The following is a 17,020-nucleotide window of genomic DNA, read 5'->3' as shown; positions in this document are numbered from 1 at the left end:
GGTCGGCGTGAGCGGTGTCGCGGTGACCGTATTACAGCACGTTGTGGGCGCGCATGACGTTGAGCAGGGCGTCCGGCCGCTCGGTCGTCGGCAGCGGCTCTACCAGCGCGAACGCGCAGCCGATCTCGCGCGCGGCGCCGTCGGCCTCCTCGCTGTCGCCGACCATGAGCGTTTCCGCCGGGTCGACCCCGAGCCGCTCGACGGCCGCGCGGAAGATCTCCGGCTCCGGCTTCACCGCTCCGACCTCGAACGACAGGATGAACTCGTCGACGAAGGCGTCCCAGCCGCGGCGGCCGAACGCGGGCCGGATGTCGAAGGCGATGTTGCTCAGCACCCCGACCTTCACGCCCTTGCCGGAGACGCCCTTGAGGACGGCTTCGGTGTCCGGGTACGGCGTCCACTGGGTGGGATCGATCAGCCGGGTGTAGAGCGCGACCGCCTGGTCGGCGTGCGGCACCCCGGACTGCTTGAGGACCTCGAGGTACACCTTCCGGTGCAGCACCGGGTCGCGGTCGCGGTGGTTCCAGGCGTGCAGGTGCTCTTCGTCGAGATCGACGACCTGGCCGACCGGCGCGGTCATCCGGCGCATCAGTTCGGTCTGGGCCTCGATGTCCAGGCTCTCGCCCTCGTGGTCGGTGAGGTCGGCGAGCCAGGTCTCGTCCTGTTCGAGCCGGAAGACCGTGCCGGAGAAGTCGAACAACACAGCGCGAAAGGTCACGAGCCCCACATTAGCCACGATCGTGGGGGTTCTGCTGCTCCTCGCGTGTGAGATGAAAGGCCCCTTCATCGCGAAATCGGCGGTGAAGGGGCCTTCAGCCTCAGGCGGCGTTGCCGGTGATCTTGGTGGGCGTGATCCGGACCAGCACGCGGACGACGTCCGCCGGCTCCTCCGGGTAGTCCTTGCCGAGATACTTGTGCGAGAGCTCGTTGATCAGCTCGCGCCCGCCCTCGTCGGTCATCTCCACGGTCCCGCGGATCTCGACGTAGTCGTACGGGTTCTCCTGGTCGAAGACCGAGACGGACACCCGCGGGTCCCTGGCCATGTTCCGCTCCTTGAGACGGCCGCGGACGGTCGCGAAGACCACCGTGTCGCCGTCCCGCTTCGCCCACAGCACGGACGTCTGCGCGGAGCCGTCCGCGTTGATGGTCGCCAGCACCGGGAAGTTGTTGCCGTCGAGGAGTTTCTTGGTCGCTTCGTTGAAGGTCACACCCATACCGGAGAGCCTAATCACCGCACGTTCCCGGCGATCCGCTCGACGCGCAGGCGGACGATCACCCGCTCGACGTCGTCGCCCTCCGGCGGCGGGTCCTGGCCGAGGTACTTATGGCTGAGCGTCTTCGGCAGCGTCTTTCCAGGATCCGGAGTGATCGTGACCGTGCCGCGCAGTTGCGTGTGCCGGTACGGGTTCTCCGCGTCGGTGATCGACACGCTCGCGCGAGGATCGCGACGCAGGTTCCGGACCTTCAGCCGGTCTTCGGTGGCGCTGAAGACGAGATCGCCGTCGTCGAGGCCCACCCAGATGACCGAGGTCTGCGGGCCGCCGTCGGCGTCCAGCGTGGCCACGGTCGCGAAGTTCTTGCCGTCCACCAGTTCGCGGACCGGTTCGGGAAGTGTGACTGCCATGACAGCCGGAACCGGCGCCCGGCGGCGGCTATTCCTGCGAGGGCAGGAGCAGTGCCGTCGCGAACGCCGCGATGCCCTCGCCGCGTCCGGTCAGGCCGAGCCCGTCGGTCGTCGTCCCGGAGACGCTCACCGGCCCGCCGACCGCTTCGCTCAGCACCTTCTGCGCCTCCTCGCGGCGCTTCCCGACCCGCGGCGCGTTGCCCACGATCTGCACGGTCGCGTTCCCGACGGTCCAGCCGCCCGCCTCGACCAGTCGCCGCGCCTCCGCGAGGAATTCGACGCCGTGCTTGCCCGCCCAGCGCGGATCGCCGGTGCCGAACACCGCGCCGAGATCGCCGAGCCCGGCCGCCGACAGGAGCGCATCGCACAACGCGTGCGCCGCGACGTCACCGTCGGAATGGCCCGCGCAGCCGTCGACACCCGGCCAGAGAAGACCGGCGATCCAGCATTCGCGGCCCGCCTCGACGGGGTGGACGTCGACGCCGTTCCCGATCCTCACAGCACTTCCTCTTTCCGCCGTTCGCGCGCGACCGCGATCGCGTCGCCAGGGCGCACGTTAGCGGCTTACGCCCGGATCGGGGGATGGCGCGCCCTGCCGCCGCGATAGCGGGGCCTCTCGGCACGCGCGGCGCGAGCAGCTCACAGCACTTCCTCTTCCCCGGCCCGGGCGATCGCCTCGGCCAGCTTCAGTTCGAACGCGTTGGTGACGCGCATCGCGTCGGGATGGCCAGGGACGGTGTGCGCGCCGTCGAGAGACGGCTCGACGGCATACGAGAGAAAAGTCTCACGCGTGAAGCCGAGCGGGGTCTGGGCGGTGCGCAGGTATGTGCGGTCTTCGGTGCCTGTGATCACCTTCGCCGCGTCGGTCACCTTCACGGTGTCCGCCATCGGCAGCACGGGAACCACGAAAGGCGAGCCCGCCCGGACCGCGTCCGCGACGGCCCGGACCGTGTCCGCGGGGGTGAAGGCGCGCAGGGCGTCGTGCACGAGGATCACCGGATCCCCGGCGATCTCTTTTTCGACGGAGTCGAAAGCATGCTCGAGTGACGAGCCGGGTACTATCCGGCAACGCTCTTCGAAGCCGCGCAAAGCGGCTGAAAACGAGTCCGCACACCGCTCGGGGGCCGCTACGACCACCAGATCGAGATCCGGCAGAGCGAGCAGCCCCCGCACAGTGTGCGTGAGTAACGCTTCACCATTGACCGGCGCGAGAGCGAGCTCCGCGTCGGAGGCATGGTGTCGAACGACAGTGACGAACACGATCGTGCTCATAAGGACGGTGCTCATATGTGCGCGATCGTAGAGGTATCCCCCGCAGCCTCACCTGGCGTGGGACACCCGCCGGTTCAGACTGCCGCGGTTTCCAGAACTTCGTCGAGGAGGACTTCAGCCTTGTCCTCGTCGGTGCCCTCCGCGAGCGCCAGCTCGCTGACCAGAATTTGCCGCGCCTTCGCCAGCATGCGCTTCTCGCCGGCTGAAAGTCCGCGGTCCTTCTCTCGCCGCCAGAGGTCGCGCACCACTTCGGCCACCTTGTTCACATCGCCGGAGGCGAGCTTCTCGAGGTTGGCCTTGTACCGACGAGACCAGTTGGTGGGCTCTTCGGTGTGCGGAGCACGCAGAACGTCGAAAACCTTGTCCAGTCCTTCTTGCCCGACGACATCACGAACGCCGACGATCTCGGCGTTGTCAGCGGGCACGCGAACCGTAAGATCCCCTTGCGCGACTTTGAGGACGAGGTACTTCTTCTCCTCGCCCTTGATCACGCGGGTCTCGATGGCTTCGATGAGTGCGGCACCGTGGTGCGGGTAGACGACGGTCTCTCCGACCTTGAAAACCATGTGTCCTCTGCCCCTTTCGCTGAATTCATCTTAGCACGTGCCGACGAGGCCCACCTAGCGGCCCGCGATCGTCGTCGCAGGTCAGCGGCCTGACGGTGCTCCGCCCGGGGGTTGACAAACCCAATTCGCCCATGCTCACGCTGGTGAGAAGCGAACGATTTCCAAATCCTTTGTGGACGGTTGATCTTGGGCACGTCGCCGCATTGGTGGGGTGTCAACACGCACCGGGTTCTCCGGCCGCGAAGGCGCCCGGCTAGTCTTCGCGGTGAAGAGGCCGTGAGATGGAAGGACTCCGACGTGAGGCTGCAGAATCGTCGCGTGTTCGGCGCAGGTGTGCTGGCGCTCGGCGCCGCGCTCGTGCTCGCCGGCTGCGGTGCTGGTCAGATCACCCAGACCGACTCGCAGCAGCCCGCGGTCAACGGGACGTACGCGCAGGCGAAGGACCTGGTGCTGCGGAACGCCGCGCTCCAGTTCCCGACCGAGGGCCAGGCGTACCCGGCCGGTTCCGCCGCGCCGCTGACGCTGACCATCGTGAACCAGGGCAAGCTGGACGACGAGCTCGTCTCCGTCTCCTCCGAAGCCGCCGCCGGTGACGCCAAGATCACCGGGTCCAAGGTCATCGCCGCGGGCCACGCGCTGGTGATCGGCCCCTCCGACTCGGTCGAGTCGACCAAGGAGGTCGCCCCGACGAGCGCCCCGTCCTCCGCGCCGGCGTCGTCCTCGGGCGCGCCGTCGTCGTCGGGTGCCCCGTCGTCTTCCGGTGCGCCGTCGAGCTCCGCCGGGACGGTCACGCCGTCCGCGGGCCCGGAGACGACCAACGCGCCGGACCAGGTGGGCAAGGCCACGGTCGAGCTGCAGGGGCTGAAGCAGCCGGTGTGGGCGGGTCAGACCATCAAGGTCACCTTCGTCTTCAAGAACTCCGGCTCGATCACGGTGGACCTGCCGGTCGCGGCGCCGTCGCACCCGGGCAGCCGGGCGCCCGCGCCGGAGAAGGAAGCCAAGGGCGGCGGGCACTAAGTCCTCAGAAGTACGTGAAGGCCCCCTTCATTGCGCCTGGCGCAGTGAAGGGGGCCTTCACGTACTTGCGTCGTTGCCGGGGTTTGTCGGTGGTGGCCGCTAGCCTCGCGGGGTGGTCAAGAAAGGCAGCACCTACCGCTGCGGTGAATGCGGATACGAGGCGCCGAAGTGGGTCGGGCGCTGCCCCGAATGCCAGGCATGGGGGACCATCGAGGAACGCGGCGACGCCCGCCCCGCGATAGCCAGGGTCGCGGCGGGAGCGCCGAGCGCCCCGGCGCGCCCGATCGGCGAGGTCGACGTCGAGACGGCGCGCGCGAAGCCCACCGGCGTCTCCGAGCTGGACCGGGTTCTCGGCGGCGGCTTCGTGCCGGGCGCCGTCATCCTGCTCGCGGGCGAGCCCGGTGTCGGCAAGTCGACCCTCCTGCTGGAGGTCGCCTACCAATGGGCGGCCACCGCGGGCCGGGCGCTCTATGTCACCGGCGAGGAGTCGGCGGGGCAGGTGCGCCTGCGCGCCGAGCGCACCGGCAACGTCCACGACGAGATGTTCCTCGCGGCCGAGAGCGATCTGTCCGCGATCCTCGGGCACGTCGACGCGGTCAAACCGGGGGTGCTGATCGTCGACTCGGTCCAGACCATGGCCTCGCCGCAGGTGGAGGGCGCGCCGGGCGGCGTCACCCAGGTCCGCGCGGTCACCTCCGGGCTGGTCGCGCTGGCCAAGGAGCGCGGGCTGCCGATCGTGCTGGTCGGCCACGTCACCAAGGACGGTTCGGTCGCCGGGCCGCGGGTGCTGGAGCACCTGGTCGACGTGGTCCTGCAGTTCGAGGGTGACAAGCATTCGACGCTGAGGATGCTGCGCGGCATCAAGAACCGGTTCGGCGCCGCCGACGAGATCGGCTGCTTCGAGCTGGTCGAGGAGGGCATCGTCGGCGTGCCCGACCCGTCGGGGCTGTTCCTCAGCCACACCGCGGAGCCGGTCGCGGGCACCGCGGTCACGGTGACCATGGAGGGCAAGCGGCCGCTGCTCGGCGAGGTGCAGGCGCTCGTGTCGGCGACCCAGTCACCGCAGCCCCGGCGCGCGGTGAGCGGCCTCGATTCGGCACGCGTCGCGATGGTGCTGGCCGTGGTCGAGAAGCGGGCGAACATCAAGGTCGGCGACAAGGACGTCTACGTGGCGACGGTCGGCGGCATGAAGATCACCGAACCCGGGATCGACCTCGCGGTGGTGCTGGCCCTGATCTCCTCGGCGAGGGACACGCCGCTCTCTCCCAAGCTCGTCGCGATGGGCGAGGTCGGATTGTCGGGCGAGGTCCGGCGGGTGCCGAGCGTCGGGCGGCGGCTCGCGGAGGCCGCCCGGCTCGGCTTCACCTACGCGCTGGTGCCGCCGGATTCCGGCAAGATCCCGCCGGGGATCCGGGTGCTGGAGGTCTCGGACGTCGGAAGCGCGCTCAACGCCGCCAAGCACGCGCGTTAGCTGGGCTTGGGGCCGCCGTCGTCGGTGATCACCACCGAGATCGCGGTGTCGAACAAGGTCAGCCCCGGCCAGCCCTCGTCCTGTCCGCTGGACCGGACGGCGCGGTTCCCGATGACGGCCGCCGTCGCCCGGTCGACGACGAACGTGCGCGTCCGGTCCGGCAACGCGACCGTGAAGGACACCGCGGGCCGTCCGCCGGGAGCGACCAGGCTCGCCACGGCGATGCCGGGCATCCTCGCGAGCGCTGTGCACAGCGCCACCCGCATCGCGCCGAAGCCCTGGGACGAGCGGAGGACGTTGAAGGCCATCTCGAACATCTCGGGTACGGAGTTCAGCTGATCCGGCGAGCGGCCGTCGGGCCAGAGGCCGTCACGGCGGAGCCGCTCGGACAGCTTCGCCGGATCGGCGGGCAGTTCGGCGAGAAACTCCGGGGTGGGGTCGGTCCAGCCGCTTTCCGACGGCAGCAGCCGATCCGGCGGGCCCGGCTCGGAGGTCTTCACCGGAGGAGGCACCTGTGGCGTGGTGCGCGGCGGCCGCCCCTCCGCCAAGGTGACGTGGGACGACGGGCCAGGGAGGGTCTCGCCGTTGGCCTTGGCCGTCTGGTAGTCGCCCTTGATCCACCGGATCTCGCCGGTGCCGGTGAAGCGAGTCTTGACCGGCATCCAGCTGTGCGGCGGCAGCCACCGTTCGAGGATCTCGTTGGTCTGGTACACGAGCCCCTTGTCGGTGACATGCGTGGTCCAGGTGGATTCCGTGACGAGCCGGTACTGGCCGTCCCGGATCGGGAAGTCGTCGCCGTGGAGGCCCTCGACCGCGTCTTCGCCCCGGGTGACGGTCGAGTGGGCCGCGGGGTCCGGGCCGTCGTCGGAGGTGAAGACGTTCGTCGCCACGATTCCCCCGCCGGACACCAGCGCCGCGGCGGCCGCTGCCGCGATCCACCGCCACGAGCCCGGCCGCTTCCGCACCGGGCGCGTGGCCACGGGGAGGAGTTCGTCCTCGACATCGCCGGCGGCACGCAGGAGCGCGGCCCTGGCGCGGGAAAGTTCGTCCTGCCGGGTTTCGGGTCCGGCGTGGAGGCCGGCCAGCGCTTCGTCGAGTTCGGCCTCGGACCACACCTTCCGGATGTTATCGCCGTGCACTTCCGCCGCCCTCCTTCGTCGACTCCGGTGCGTTGGCACGCAGCCATCTCCGGATCCGGTGCAACCGTGATCTGACCGTCCCGGCGGGAATTCCCAGCGCCTCGGCGACCTCGCCGGGATCCAGCCCCGCCCACGAGACCAGCAGCAGGGTGTCGCGGTCCGCGGCGCTCAGTTCGGCCAATGCTCCCGCGAGCTGGGCCGCGCGGGATTGGGCGTCGACCCGCTCGGCGACGCGGCCGTCGTGTCCGGCCGAGACCGTCTGGCCCGCGGCCGCGAGCCGGGCCGTCGCGTGGAGCGCCCGGGTCTCCGTGCGGACGTGGTGGCGCAGTAGGTTCGTCGCGATCCCGTAGAGCCACGCGCGCGCCGTACCGGCCTCGGGGCGATACGTCTCGCGTCGCCGGAGAGCCACCAGGAAGGTTTCCGCGACGAGGTCGTGCGCGGTCTCCGTGCCGACGCGGCGCGCGAGATAGCGCTGCAGCGGGGCCGCGTGGGCGTCGAAGAGCAGGCCGAAGACGGGTGCGGGATCCGGACCACCGAGATCCGGCCTGTCCAGCCCGCGCGTGCCGGCCTGCTCGTGATCGTCTTTCATCACCTGCACGATCGCTATTGCCCGATGACCCCCGGAGCGTTCATCCGATCCTACTTTCGTCGTGGGCCGATCGGGGAAAGCGCAGGTGACGCCGCAGACAAAAGCCGTCGGACCGGAGATCCTGTTCAGGATTCACTATTCAGAAGTGAAACTGGGGAAGGATTGCCATGCGCCGACTCAGGACCGCGGTCGTGGCCGCGCTCGCGGTGTCCGCACTGATCACCGCACCGGCGGCCGCCGTCGCCCAAGGTGACTACGTCGTACCCGCGCCCGACTTCGTGAAGTCGATGGCGCCGCCCGCCAAGGTCGAAGGGGTCAGGGCGGCCGCGGAGCTCAACATCCAGTACCAGATCCAGGAGACCGGGTACTGGTGCGGCCCGGCCGCCACCCGGATCGCCATCTCGGCCAAGAACGGAAACCCGCCGAGCCAGCAGCAGCTCGCGAACGAGCTGCCGACCAGCACCAACGGCACCGACTGGATCGGGCAGGTCACCCGCGTCCTCAACAATCACGTCGCCGGCGGCTGGTATGAGACCAAGGAGATGCCGAACGACCCGCCGACCCAGGCGCAGCGTGACCTCCTGTGGCGCGACATCGTGCTGGACGTCGACAAGGGCTACGCGATCGTCGCGAACATCGTCGCCCCGGCGAACAACCACCCGCCGGGCTACCCGAACTACACGATCTACCACTACTTCACGATCATCGGCTACAACAGCGACAACATGACGGTGAAGATCGCCGACCCGGCCAACTTCGGCGGCAACCAGATCTACTGGCTCACCTTCAACCAGCTCGCCACCCTGATCCCGCCGAAGGGCTACTCCGCCTGACCCTGGCCGCGTTTCGTCCTCTGGACGCGTTCGGAGGACGAAACGCGTGGGTTGTACGAATCTTGTACGGGAGGGCTCGAAGCTGGTGGACATGCGCATCAAGACGCTCGGTCTGCTGGCCGCCTCGCTGCTGGCGCTGGTCGCCTCGCCTGCCATGGCCGCCGACGGCAACCCCCTCGAGAAGACCAACGGCTTCTACGTCGACCCGAACTCCAACCCCGCGGTCTGGGTGCGGGATCACCCGGGCAGCACCGCCGACAAGATCAAGGCCGCCATCTCCACCAAGGCGGGCGCGCGCTGGTTCGGCAACTGGAGCGGGAACGTCAAGACCGCCGTCGACGGCTACACCTACGCCGCCGACGTGGCCGACAAGCTGCCGATCCTGGTCGCCTACAACATCCCCGGCCGCGACTGCGGCGGTCACTCCGGTGGCGGCGCGGGCAGCCCGGAGGCGTACCGGACCTGGATCTCGAACTTCGCCGACGGTATCGGTGGCAAGCCCGCGGTCGTCGTCATCGAGCCGGACGCGCTCGCGCAGGTCGACTGCCTGCCCGTCGGCGAGCGCCAGACCCGCCTCGACCTGCTCAAGTACGCCGCCGAGCAGTTCGCCGCCAAGGCCCCGAACACCTGGGCGTACATGGACGGCGGCAACTCGACCTGGATCCCCGCCGCGACGATGGCCGACCGGCTCAACGCCGTCGGGGTGAAGTCGATCCGCGGTCTCGCGATCAACGTGTCGAACTACAAGACCACCACCGACTCGGCGAACTACGGCAAGGCCGTCAGCGCCGCGCTGTCGAGCAAGTACGGCTACACCAAGCCGTTCGTGATCGACACCAGCCGCAACGGCAACGGCCCGCTCGGCTCCGAATGGTGCAACCCGGCCGGGCGCAAGCTCGGCGCGACCTCGCAGACCGGCGGCGGCGCCGAGATGCTGCTCTGGGTCAAGGTGCCCGGTGACTCCGACGGCAAATGCGGTATCGCGCCGAACGTCGAAGCCGGTCAGTTCAGCCCCGATCTGGCGCTGCGCCTGATCAGCGGGACCTGACCACCCCTCCAAGCCCGTCGCGCCGGCTGTTCGTCTGTGACCCTCGTTCTCCCGAGAAGGCGAGGGCCACGACCCCTTGGACAGCAGCCGGCGCGACGCCTCCATCTCCCGTGAAGGCCCCCTTCCCTCGGCTCAGTCGAGGGAAGGGGGCCTTCACGCGCTTCCGGTAGTACGGTGACCTGAGTCACAGTGTCGGCCGAGAGGATGGCGTCGTGGAGTTCCAGCTGGGGATCGGTACCAGGAAGGGCTTGTTCCTCGCCCGCAGCGAGGACCGCGTGAACTGGGAGATCTCCGAACCGAAGTTCCCCATGGAGGCCGTCCGGGCGGTCGCGCTGGCCCCCGCCAAGATCTACGCGGCCGCGGTCAACGAGCACTTCGGCCCGACGATCGCGACGTCCGGGGACTTCGGCGAGACCTGGTCCCAGCCGGATCACGCGCCGGTCGCCTTCCCCGCCGACACCGAGACCGCGCTCGAAGGCATCTGGCAGATCGTGCTCGCCGGGGACGTCGTCTACGCCGGTGTCGAGCCGTCCGCGCTGTTCCGGTCCGAAGACGGCGGCGAGAACTTCGAACTCGTCCGCGGGCTCTGGGAACACGAACACCGTCCACACTGGACTCCCGGTGGCGGCGGCCAGATGATCCACACGATCCTGCCGCATCCCACGGATCCCGGGCGGATCACCGTCGCCATGTCGACCGGTGGGGTCTACCGCACCGAGGACGGTGGCAAGAGCTGGACGGCGGCCAACCGCGGGATCAGCGCCGGTTTCCTGCCCGACGAGGAGCCCGAATTCGGGCAGTGCGTGCACAAGGTCGCGATGCATCCGTCGCGTCCCGAGCGGTTCTTCCTGCAGAACCACGGCGGTGTCTACCGCAGCGACGACGACGCGAAGACCTGGCGGTCGATCGCCGACGGCCTGCCGAACGACTTCGGGTTCGCGATGGTCGTCCATCCGTCCAAACCGGACACCGTCTACAACTTCCCGTTGGTGGCCGACGTTCTCCGCTTCCCGCCGGATGGCCGTTGCCGGGTCTACCGCAGCGAGGACGCCGGCGAGACCTGGACCGGTCTCGGGAACGGCTTGCCGGACAAGGGGTTCTACGCGGGAGTGCTGCGGGACGGGATGTGCGTGGACTCGCGGGACGGCATCTACTTCGGCACGCGATCCGGTGAAGTGTGGGCGAGTCCCGACGAAGGCGACACCTGGCATCAGGTGGCCGCGCATCTGCCGGACGTGTTGTGCGTGCGGGCCCAGGTGGTCTAGGTGGTCCGGGTCCTGTTGCCCGCGATGCTGCGGCACCTCGCGGACGGCCGCGGTGTGCTCGAAGTCGAGGCCTCGACGATCGACGGCGTCCTGGACTCGCTCGGCGCCGGGTTCCCTGCGCTGGAACGCCGCCTGCGCGACGAGACCGGTGCGCTGCGGCGTTACGTGAACTTCTATGTGGACGGTGAGGAATGCCGCCGTCTGGACGGTGCCAAGACCTCGCTCGCGGAGGTGAAGGAAGTCCAGATCATCCCGTCGGTCGCCGGGGGCTGAAGGGGCCTTTCATCACATCGCCGACGGTCCGGCGGTGTCGCGAAAGCCACTTTCGAGACGTCAGATGTCCCGAAAGTGGCTTTCGCGACGCTCGCCTAGGGCGTGCCTGACCCTGGAGGTCGTGAAGGCCTCCTTCGCTACCTTGCGGGTAGGGAGGGAGGCCTTCACGGCGTCTCGAACGTGGGCCCGCTACTGGGCAAGCAGGTTCGCGCAGCGGATCAGCCCGATATGCGAATACGCCTGCGGGTGGTTGCCCAGCGAGCGCTCCGCGATCGGGTCGAACTGCTCGGGCAGCAGCCCGGTCGGGCCCGCGGCGTCGACGATCTGCGTGAACAGTTCCTCGGCCTCGGTACGCCGCCCGGTGAGCAGGTACGCCTCGATGAGCCAGGCCGCGCAGATGTGGAAACCGCCCTCGCCGCCGGGAAGGCCGTCGTCGCGGCGGTATCGGTACACAGTGGACCCACTGCGCAGCTCCGCCTCGATCGCGGTCACCGTGGACTGGAAACGCGGGTCGGCCGGATCGATCAGCCCGGTCAGCCCGACGAACAGCGACGCGGCGTCGAGATCCGTTCCGTCGTAAGCCGTGGTGAAGGCCTGGACCTCTTCGTTCCAGCCCTTCTCCAGGACGTCCGCGGCGATCTCGTCACGCAGCGTCGGCCACGCGCCCGGCACCGCACGGCCGTAGACCTCGCCGAGCTTGATCGCCCGGTCGATGGTCACCCAGCACATCACCCGCGAGTACACCCGGTGGCGCGGCACGTGCCGCTCCTCCCAGATGCCGTGGTCCGGCTCGTTCCAGCGCCGCGTGACGGCTTCGGCCATCGCGCGCACCATCTGCCAGTCCTCGTCGCGGAGTTCGCCGCGCGCCGCCGCCAGCGTCTGCACGAGTTCGACGACGGGGCCGAACACGTCCAGCTGCACCTGGTGGTTCGCCAGGTTGCCGACGCGGACCGGCCGCGAACCGGCGTACCCGGGCAGCGACTCGATGACCGCTTCGGCGCCGATCACGCTGCCCGCCAAGGTGTACAGCGGGTGCAGCCGCTCCGGACCGGCCAAAGTGGACAGCACGCCGTGCAGCCAGCGGAGGTAACCTTCGGCCTCTTCGGTCGAGCCGAGGTGGACCAGTTCGCGCACGGTCATGGCCGCGTCGCGGATCCAGCAGTAGCGGTAGTCCCAGTTCCGGACGCCGCCGATCTCCTCCGGCAGCGAGGACGTCGCCGCGGCGAGCACGCCACCGGTGTCGGCGTTGACCAGCCCGCGCAGCGTGAGCGCCGAGCGGCCGACGAGGTCGGTCTGGACGCTGGGCAGTTTGAGCGTCCGCGCCCAGGTGCTCCAGTAGTCGCCCGCGCGGGCGCGTCGCTCCACTTCGGACAGTTCGTGCGCGCCGAGATCCGAGGTGCCGCAACGGAGTTCGAGTACCACCGGGCTCTCCGGGGTGGGGCTGACGAGCGCCGTCGCGGTGTCGTTCATGCCGTCGGAGGTGATCTCCCACTCGACGCCGGGCGAGCGCAGCGCGAACGGTTCCGAGGTGCCCTGCACCAGGAGCCCGTCGCCCTGGGCGACCAGCTTCACCGGGACACCGCCGAATTCCGGCCGCGGCGCGAACACGATCTCCGCCGACGCCTCGCCCGAGATCACCCGGACGAGATCCGTGCGGTGCGCGGGGCTCTCCGGCTCGAGGTAGTCGGTGACGAGCAGCCGCGACCAGCGGGTCTCGACCGTCATCGTGTTCGGCAGGTAACGCTGCCCGAGCGGCAGGCCGTTGCGGTGCGGCTTGATCGAGAAGTGGCCGGCGCCGGCACCGCCGAGCAGGTCCGCGAAGATCGCGGGCGCGTCGGGACCGGGGTGGCACAGCCAGGTCAGCCGGGCGTCCGGGGTGACCAGCGCGACCGAACGTTCGTTGGCCAGCATGGAAAGCCGCTCGATCGGCGGAGCCTGCTCGCCGTACAGCCAGTTGCGTCGCTCTTCGAGCAGCATGGCGAGCACGATCGCGACGTCCACGGTGTCCGGGACGCGGTACTGCGCGAGGCTTTCGCCGTCGCCGACCTTCACCCCGAGGTCCGGGCCGGAGATCCGGGCGAACGCCTTCTCGTCGGTGACGTCGTCGCCGAGGAACACCGCGGCCGTCGCGCCGACCTGGTGGCGCAGGGTGTCCAGCGCGCGGCCCTTGTCCGTCTGAACGACCGCGAGCTCGACGACCTCCTTGCCGTCGGTCGTGGACACGCCCTCCCACTGCGAGGGTCCATTGTGGACGTCGCGAAGGACCCGGCGGCCCGCCTCGTGCTCGGCGCGGCGGACGTGCACCGCGATACTCGCGGGCTTGACCTCGAGTGAGACGCCCGGCACGTCGAGCACCAGGTTCTCCAGCTCGGCTTCGAGCCGTCTGTGCAGCTCGCGGGCCTTGTCGTCGAGCGCGTGGATGAAGCCGATGTCGAATTCGGACCCGTGGCTGCCGACCAGGTTCACCTCGGCCGGGAGACGGGACAGGGTGGCGAGATCACGCAGCGCGCGGCCGGAGATGACCGCGGTGGTCGTCTCGTGCAGGCCGGCCAGCGACCTGAGCGCGCCTACCGATTCGGGCAGCGGCCGGGCTTCGTCCGGGTTGGCCGTGATCGGAGCCAGCGTGCCGTCGTAGTCGCAGGCGACCAGCAACCGCGGGGTGCGCGCGACCTGGACGATCGCGCGCCGCAGCTCGGCGGGCAGTGCCTCGGCGGTCAACGATTTCTCCTCGGGAACGTAGCGGGGGATGGGGAATCAGTCGGCCGGTTCGGCGCCGAGCGCTTGGAGGAACGAGCGCGCCCAGCGGTCGACGTCATGCGTGAGGACCTGTCGACGCATGGCGCGCATACGGCGGCGTCCCTCTGCGGGGTCGAGCGTAATGGCAGTCTCCAAGGCGTTCTTCACCCCGTCCAGGTCATGGGGGTTGACCAGGAGCGCGCTGGTGAGCTCCGCCGCGGCGCCGGCGAACTCCGAAAGCACGAGCGAACCGCCCAGGTCGTGGCGGCAGGCGACGTACTCCTTGCAGACGAGGTTCATCCCGTCACGCAGGGGAGTGACCACCATGACGTCGGCCGCGGAGAAGAACGCGGCCAGCTCCGTCCGGTTCACGGACTGGTGCAGATAATGCACGACCGGGTGACCGACGCGGGCGAACTCCCCGTTGATCCGCCCGACCATCTGCTCGATGTCCCCGCGCATCCGCTGGTAGTGCTCGACGCGTTCGCGGCTCGGGGTGGCCAGCTGGACGAACGTCACGTCCTCCGGCCGGACGCGGCCTTCGTGCAGCAGCTCGTGCAGCGCCTGCAGCCGCAGGTCGATGCCCTTGGTGTAGTCGAGCCGGTCGACACCGAGCAGGACCTTCTTCGGGTTGCCGAGGTCACGCCGCAGCTGGGCGGCGCGTTCGGCGACGCCCTTGGTCTTGGCGAGTTTGTCGAGGCCGATGGCGTCGATGGAGATCGGGAACGCGCCGACCCGCACCGTGCGGTCGCCGACCTGCATCAGGCCGGGGCGGGTGCGGATGCCGACCGCGCCACGGCTGGACTCCAGGCCCGCCAGCTGCCGCGCCAGCCAGAGGAAGTTCTGCGCGCCACCCGGCCGGTGGAACCCGACGAGGTCGGCCCCGACCAGGCCGCGGACGATCTCGGTCCGCCACGGCATCTGCATGAACAACTCGACCGGGGGAAACGGGATGTGCAGGAAGAACCCGATCCGGAGGTCGGGCCGCAGTTCGCGGAGCATCGCCGGGACCAGTTGCAGCTGGTAGTCCTGGATCCACACGGTCGCGCCCTCGGCCGCGACCTTCGCGCTCGCCTCGGCGAAGCGCCGGTTCACCCGGACGTAGGCCTCCCACCAGCTCCGGTCGAACACCGGCCGCTCCACCACGTCGTGGTACAGCGGCCAGAGCGTCGCGTTGGAGAAGCCCTCGTAGTAGTCGCGGACGTCGTCCGACGTCAGGGAGACCGGGTGCAGCACCAGGCCGTCGTCGTCGAACTCGTCGACGTCGACGTCGGGCACACCCGGCCATCCGACCCAGGCTCCCTTGCGTGACCGCAGGAACGGTTCGAGCGCGGACACCAGTCCGCCGGGGCTCGCCGTCCAGCGCCTGCTTCCATCGGCGGTCCGTTCGAGGTCCACCGGGAGCCTGTTCGCGACCACCACGAAATCCGCGGAGGCCGTTCTGCTCTTCTCGGCAATCACTTCGTCCACCAGCCGCTCCCTCGATTCGCGGGTCGCTGCCCTAAGCGGAAACCCTATCGCGCGAGGAGGCCGCGGCCGGTCGGCGAGCGATCACTCCAAGCGTCGTTCGGCGGGTTCCATCGGGCCCGCCATCCTCGGCCCGGCGAACTTGCGTTCGAGCCTGCCGAGGCCCGTCCGCACCGGCTGCGCGAGGTATTCGCCGAGTACCACACCCGCTGCCAGGGCAAGCCCGATCGCGACCGCGGTCATCAGCGTCGAGATGTTCCCACCGGGCTCGACGCCCAATTGGTATAGACCACGGTAGGTGGAGAGGCCGGGGAGGAGCGGCGTGATGCCGGACACAGCCACCACGAGCGGGGTCACCTTGAGCCGCCTGGCGAGCACGCCGCCGCAGAAACCGACCAGCGTGGCGGCCACGGCGGACGAACTGACGGCCTGGAAGTCGGTCAGCATCAAGGCGCCGTAGACCGCGCCGCCGATGGCGCCCGCCGCTCCCGCGACGATCATCGCGCGCAGCGTCGAATACGAGGCCAGCGCGAAGCAGGCGGACGCGCCGATGCTGCCGACGACGATGATCGGAAGCTGCTGCGGCGTCGAGGAGACGACCTCGGGCAGCGGCGTCAGCGGGAGGCCGAGCAGCACCGCGATCTTCAGCGCGAGCACCACGCCCGCGATCAGCCCGGCACTCATCAACGCGGTTTCCGTCGTGCGCCCGGCCGCCGTGACGTAGTAGCCCGTGATGGCGTCCTGCACGGCGGAAACCGTGGAGAGACCGGACAGCAGCACCGTGACGGCCGCCGCGACGACCAGCGTGGGTTTGTCCGTGGTGAGCAGGTTGCTGCTGACTATCGCCATCGCGGACAGGGTCGCGACCAGGCCGCCGATCACCTGCTGGAAGAAGAACGGCAGCGCGAAGCGGTTGAGGAAACGGCCGAGGCGGTCGATGACCGCGCTGATCACGAGCGCGACCAGCGCGACGTCGATGCTGCCGCCCAGGATCAGGGTGATGAACGCGGCCAGCCCGCCCCAGGCGGCCGTGGCCACCCAGCGGGGGTACGGGTGCGGCGCGGAGGTGATCCGCTGAAGGACCTGCTGGGCCTCTTCGGCGCCGATGTTGCCCCGGACGATCCGGCGGACCAGCGTCTCGGTCTGGGTGAGCCGCGTGTAGTCGAGACTGCGCGAGCGGACCACGCGCAGCGCCGTCACCGGCGCCATGTCGGTGCCGCGGTGGCAGGTCACCGTGATCGACGTGAAGATCACGTCGACCTCGCAGTGCGGGAGGCCGAGCGCGGAGGTCAGCGCGATGATCGTCGCCGTGACGTCGGAGGCGCCGGCGCCGCTCGACATCTGGACCTCGCCGATGCGCAGGGCGAGGTCCAGGACGAAGTTGACCGTCGAGTCGTCGGGCGGCTTCGGGCCCATCGCCTCGTCGCTCTCGACGGCGGGCTGCTCCGCCGTCGGCGCCTCGAGGATCTGCCAGGCGCGGCGGCGCAGCAGATTCGGCCGGTGCGAGCGGGCCTGGGGGATCGATCGCTCTCCGTCACGTTGGCGCGGCGCTTCCAGCAGCCATTCGCCACGTTCGGGTGTTTCGTCCTGGTTCTTTTCGGCACTGTGCCCGCTCTGTTCACCCCGCTGGGTTCCCGTGGTGTGCTCGTTGATCTTCATGATCGATCCACCTCCTCACTCTGGTTCGAGGGACTTTCCCGAGGAGCATCGGGGCCGGTGC

The 17,020-nt window shown here is 69.5% G+C and carries 17 protein-coding genes; 6 read left to right on the top strand and 11 right to left on the bottom strand.

Translation table 11 applies throughout. The features are described 5' to 3' along the window. Window positions 1-31 precede the first annotated feature (31 nt). From H4W30_RS18495 to H4W30_RS18470, 6 genes are all read right to left on the bottom strand, one after another. Entirely contained in the window at window positions 32-718 is a 687-nt protein-coding gene (locus H4W30_RS18495; RefSeq protein WP_318780618.1) for an HAD family hydrolase, read from the bottom strand. 100 nt (window positions 719-818) lie between these two features. Further along, window positions 819-1,214, bottom strand: coding sequence for a PPOX class F420-dependent oxidoreductase (locus H4W30_RS18490; protein WP_192743908.1), 396 nt, complete (start codon window positions 1,212-1,214; stop codon window positions 819-821). 14 nt (window positions 1,215-1,228) lie between these two features. Beyond that, window positions 1,229-1,624: a PPOX class F420-dependent oxidoreductase gene (locus tag H4W30_RS18485; protein ID WP_126730235.1), complete on the bottom strand. Its 396-nt coding sequence runs from the start codon at window positions 1,622-1,624 to the stop codon at window positions 1,229-1,231. A 28-nt stretch (window positions 1,625-1,652) separates the two neighbouring features. After that, complete coding sequence (gene ispF / locus H4W30_RS18480) at window positions 1,653-2,123, bottom strand: 2-C-methyl-D-erythritol 2,4-cyclodiphosphate synthase (RefSeq protein WP_034310203.1); 471 nt, start codon at window positions 2,121-2,123, stop codon at window positions 1,653-1,655. A gap of 140 nt (window positions 2,124-2,263) precedes the next feature. Further along, window positions 2,264-2,911 carry an IspD/TarI family cytidylyltransferase gene (locus H4W30_RS18475; protein ID WP_378233140.1) on the bottom strand — a complete coding sequence of 216 codons (648 nt, stop codon included), beginning with the start codon at window positions 2,909-2,911 and terminating at the stop codon, window positions 2,264-2,266. A 59-nt stretch (window positions 2,912-2,970) separates the two neighbouring features. Beyond that, a complete protein-coding gene (locus H4W30_RS18470) occupies window positions 2,971-3,462 on the bottom strand; it encodes a CarD family transcriptional regulator (protein WP_005165253.1) in 492 nt (163 codons plus the stop codon). A gap of 297 nt (window positions 3,463-3,759) precedes the next feature. On the opposite strand from H4W30_RS18470, the gene H4W30_RS18465 reads away from it, so the two are divergent. Both H4W30_RS18465 and radA read left to right on the top strand, forming a co-directional pair. Next, window positions 3,760-4,479: a copper chaperone PCu(A)C gene (locus H4W30_RS18465; RefSeq protein WP_192743907.1), complete on the top strand. Its 720-nt coding sequence runs from the start codon at window positions 3,760-3,762 to the stop codon at window positions 4,477-4,479. A gap of 112 nt (window positions 4,480-4,591) precedes the next feature. Next, complete coding sequence (gene radA, locus H4W30_RS18460; RefSeq protein WP_192743906.1) at window positions 4,592-5,950, top strand: DNA repair protein RadA; 1,359 nt, start codon at window positions 4,592-4,594, stop codon at window positions 5,948-5,950. On the opposite strand, the gene H4W30_RS18455 is transcribed toward radA, so the two are convergent. Next, window positions 5,947-7,089, bottom strand: coding sequence for a CU044_5270 family protein (locus H4W30_RS18455; protein WP_192743905.1), 1,143 nt, complete (start codon window positions 7,087-7,089; stop codon window positions 5,947-5,949). The genes radA and H4W30_RS18455 overlap by 4 nt on opposite strands. Then, window positions 7,076-7,687 carry an RNA polymerase sigma factor gene (locus H4W30_RS18450; RefSeq protein ID WP_192743904.1) on the bottom strand — a complete coding sequence of 204 codons (612 nt, stop codon included), beginning with the start codon at window positions 7,685-7,687 and terminating at the stop codon, window positions 7,076-7,078. Before H4W30_RS18450 ends, H4W30_RS18455 begins: the two co-directional genes overlap by 14 nt. A 158-nt stretch (window positions 7,688-7,845) precedes the next feature. On the opposite strand from H4W30_RS18450, the gene H4W30_RS18445 reads away from it, so the two are divergent. From H4W30_RS18445 to H4W30_RS18430, 4 genes are all read left to right on the top strand, one after another. Further along, window positions 7,846-8,511, top strand: coding sequence for a C39 family peptidase (locus H4W30_RS18445; protein ID WP_125683629.1), 666 nt, complete (start codon window positions 7,846-7,848; stop codon window positions 8,509-8,511). A 91-nt stretch (window positions 8,512-8,602) separates the two neighbouring features. Further along, on the top strand, window positions 8,603-9,559 hold the full coding sequence (locus tag H4W30_RS18440) for a glycoside hydrolase family 6 protein (protein WP_192743903.1): 957 nt from the start codon (window positions 8,603-8,605) through the stop codon (window positions 9,557-9,559). Between the two features lie 212 nt (window positions 9,560-9,771). Continuing rightward, entirely contained in the window at window positions 9,772-10,824 is a 1,053-nt protein-coding gene (locus H4W30_RS18435; protein WP_192743902.1) for a WD40/YVTN/BNR-like repeat-containing protein, read from the top strand. Beyond that, on the top strand, window positions 10,825-11,097 hold the full coding sequence (locus H4W30_RS18430; protein ID WP_318780617.1) for a MoaD/ThiS family protein: 273 nt from the start codon (window positions 10,825-10,827) through the stop codon (window positions 11,095-11,097). It begins immediately after the preceding gene. Between the two features lie 189 nt (window positions 11,098-11,286). Here the strand turns inward: H4W30_RS18430 and otsB are convergent, their stop codons facing one another. From otsB to H4W30_RS18415, 3 genes are all read right to left on the bottom strand, one after another. Next, the gene (otsB, locus tag H4W30_RS18425) at window positions 11,287-13,815 is read right to left on the bottom strand and encodes a trehalose-phosphatase (RefSeq protein ID WP_192743901.1); all 2,529 of its coding nucleotides are present in this window, start codon (window positions 13,813-13,815) and stop codon (window positions 11,287-11,289) included. Between the two features lie 36 nt (window positions 13,816-13,851). Next, window positions 13,852-15,303, bottom strand: a complete 1,452-nt coding sequence (locus tag H4W30_RS18420; RefSeq protein ID WP_192743900.1) for an alpha,alpha-trehalose-phosphate synthase (UDP-forming) — start codon at window positions 15,301-15,303, stop codon at window positions 13,852-13,854. Between the two features lie 81 nt (window positions 15,304-15,384). Then, window positions 15,385-16,959, bottom strand: a complete 1,575-nt coding sequence (locus H4W30_RS18415; protein ID WP_192743899.1) for a threonine/serine exporter family protein — start codon at window positions 16,957-16,959, stop codon at window positions 15,385-15,387. Between the last annotated feature and the right edge of the window lie 61 nt (window positions 16,960-17,020).

Source organism: Amycolatopsis roodepoortensis, assembly GCF_014873915.1.
In the GTDB taxonomy this organism is placed as follows: Bacteria; Actinomycetota; Actinomycetes; order Mycobacteriales; family Pseudonocardiaceae; genus Amycolatopsis; species Amycolatopsis roodepoortensis.
Note: the sequence above shows the minus strand (reverse complement) of the source record. Positions and strands in the feature narration are given on the sequence as shown.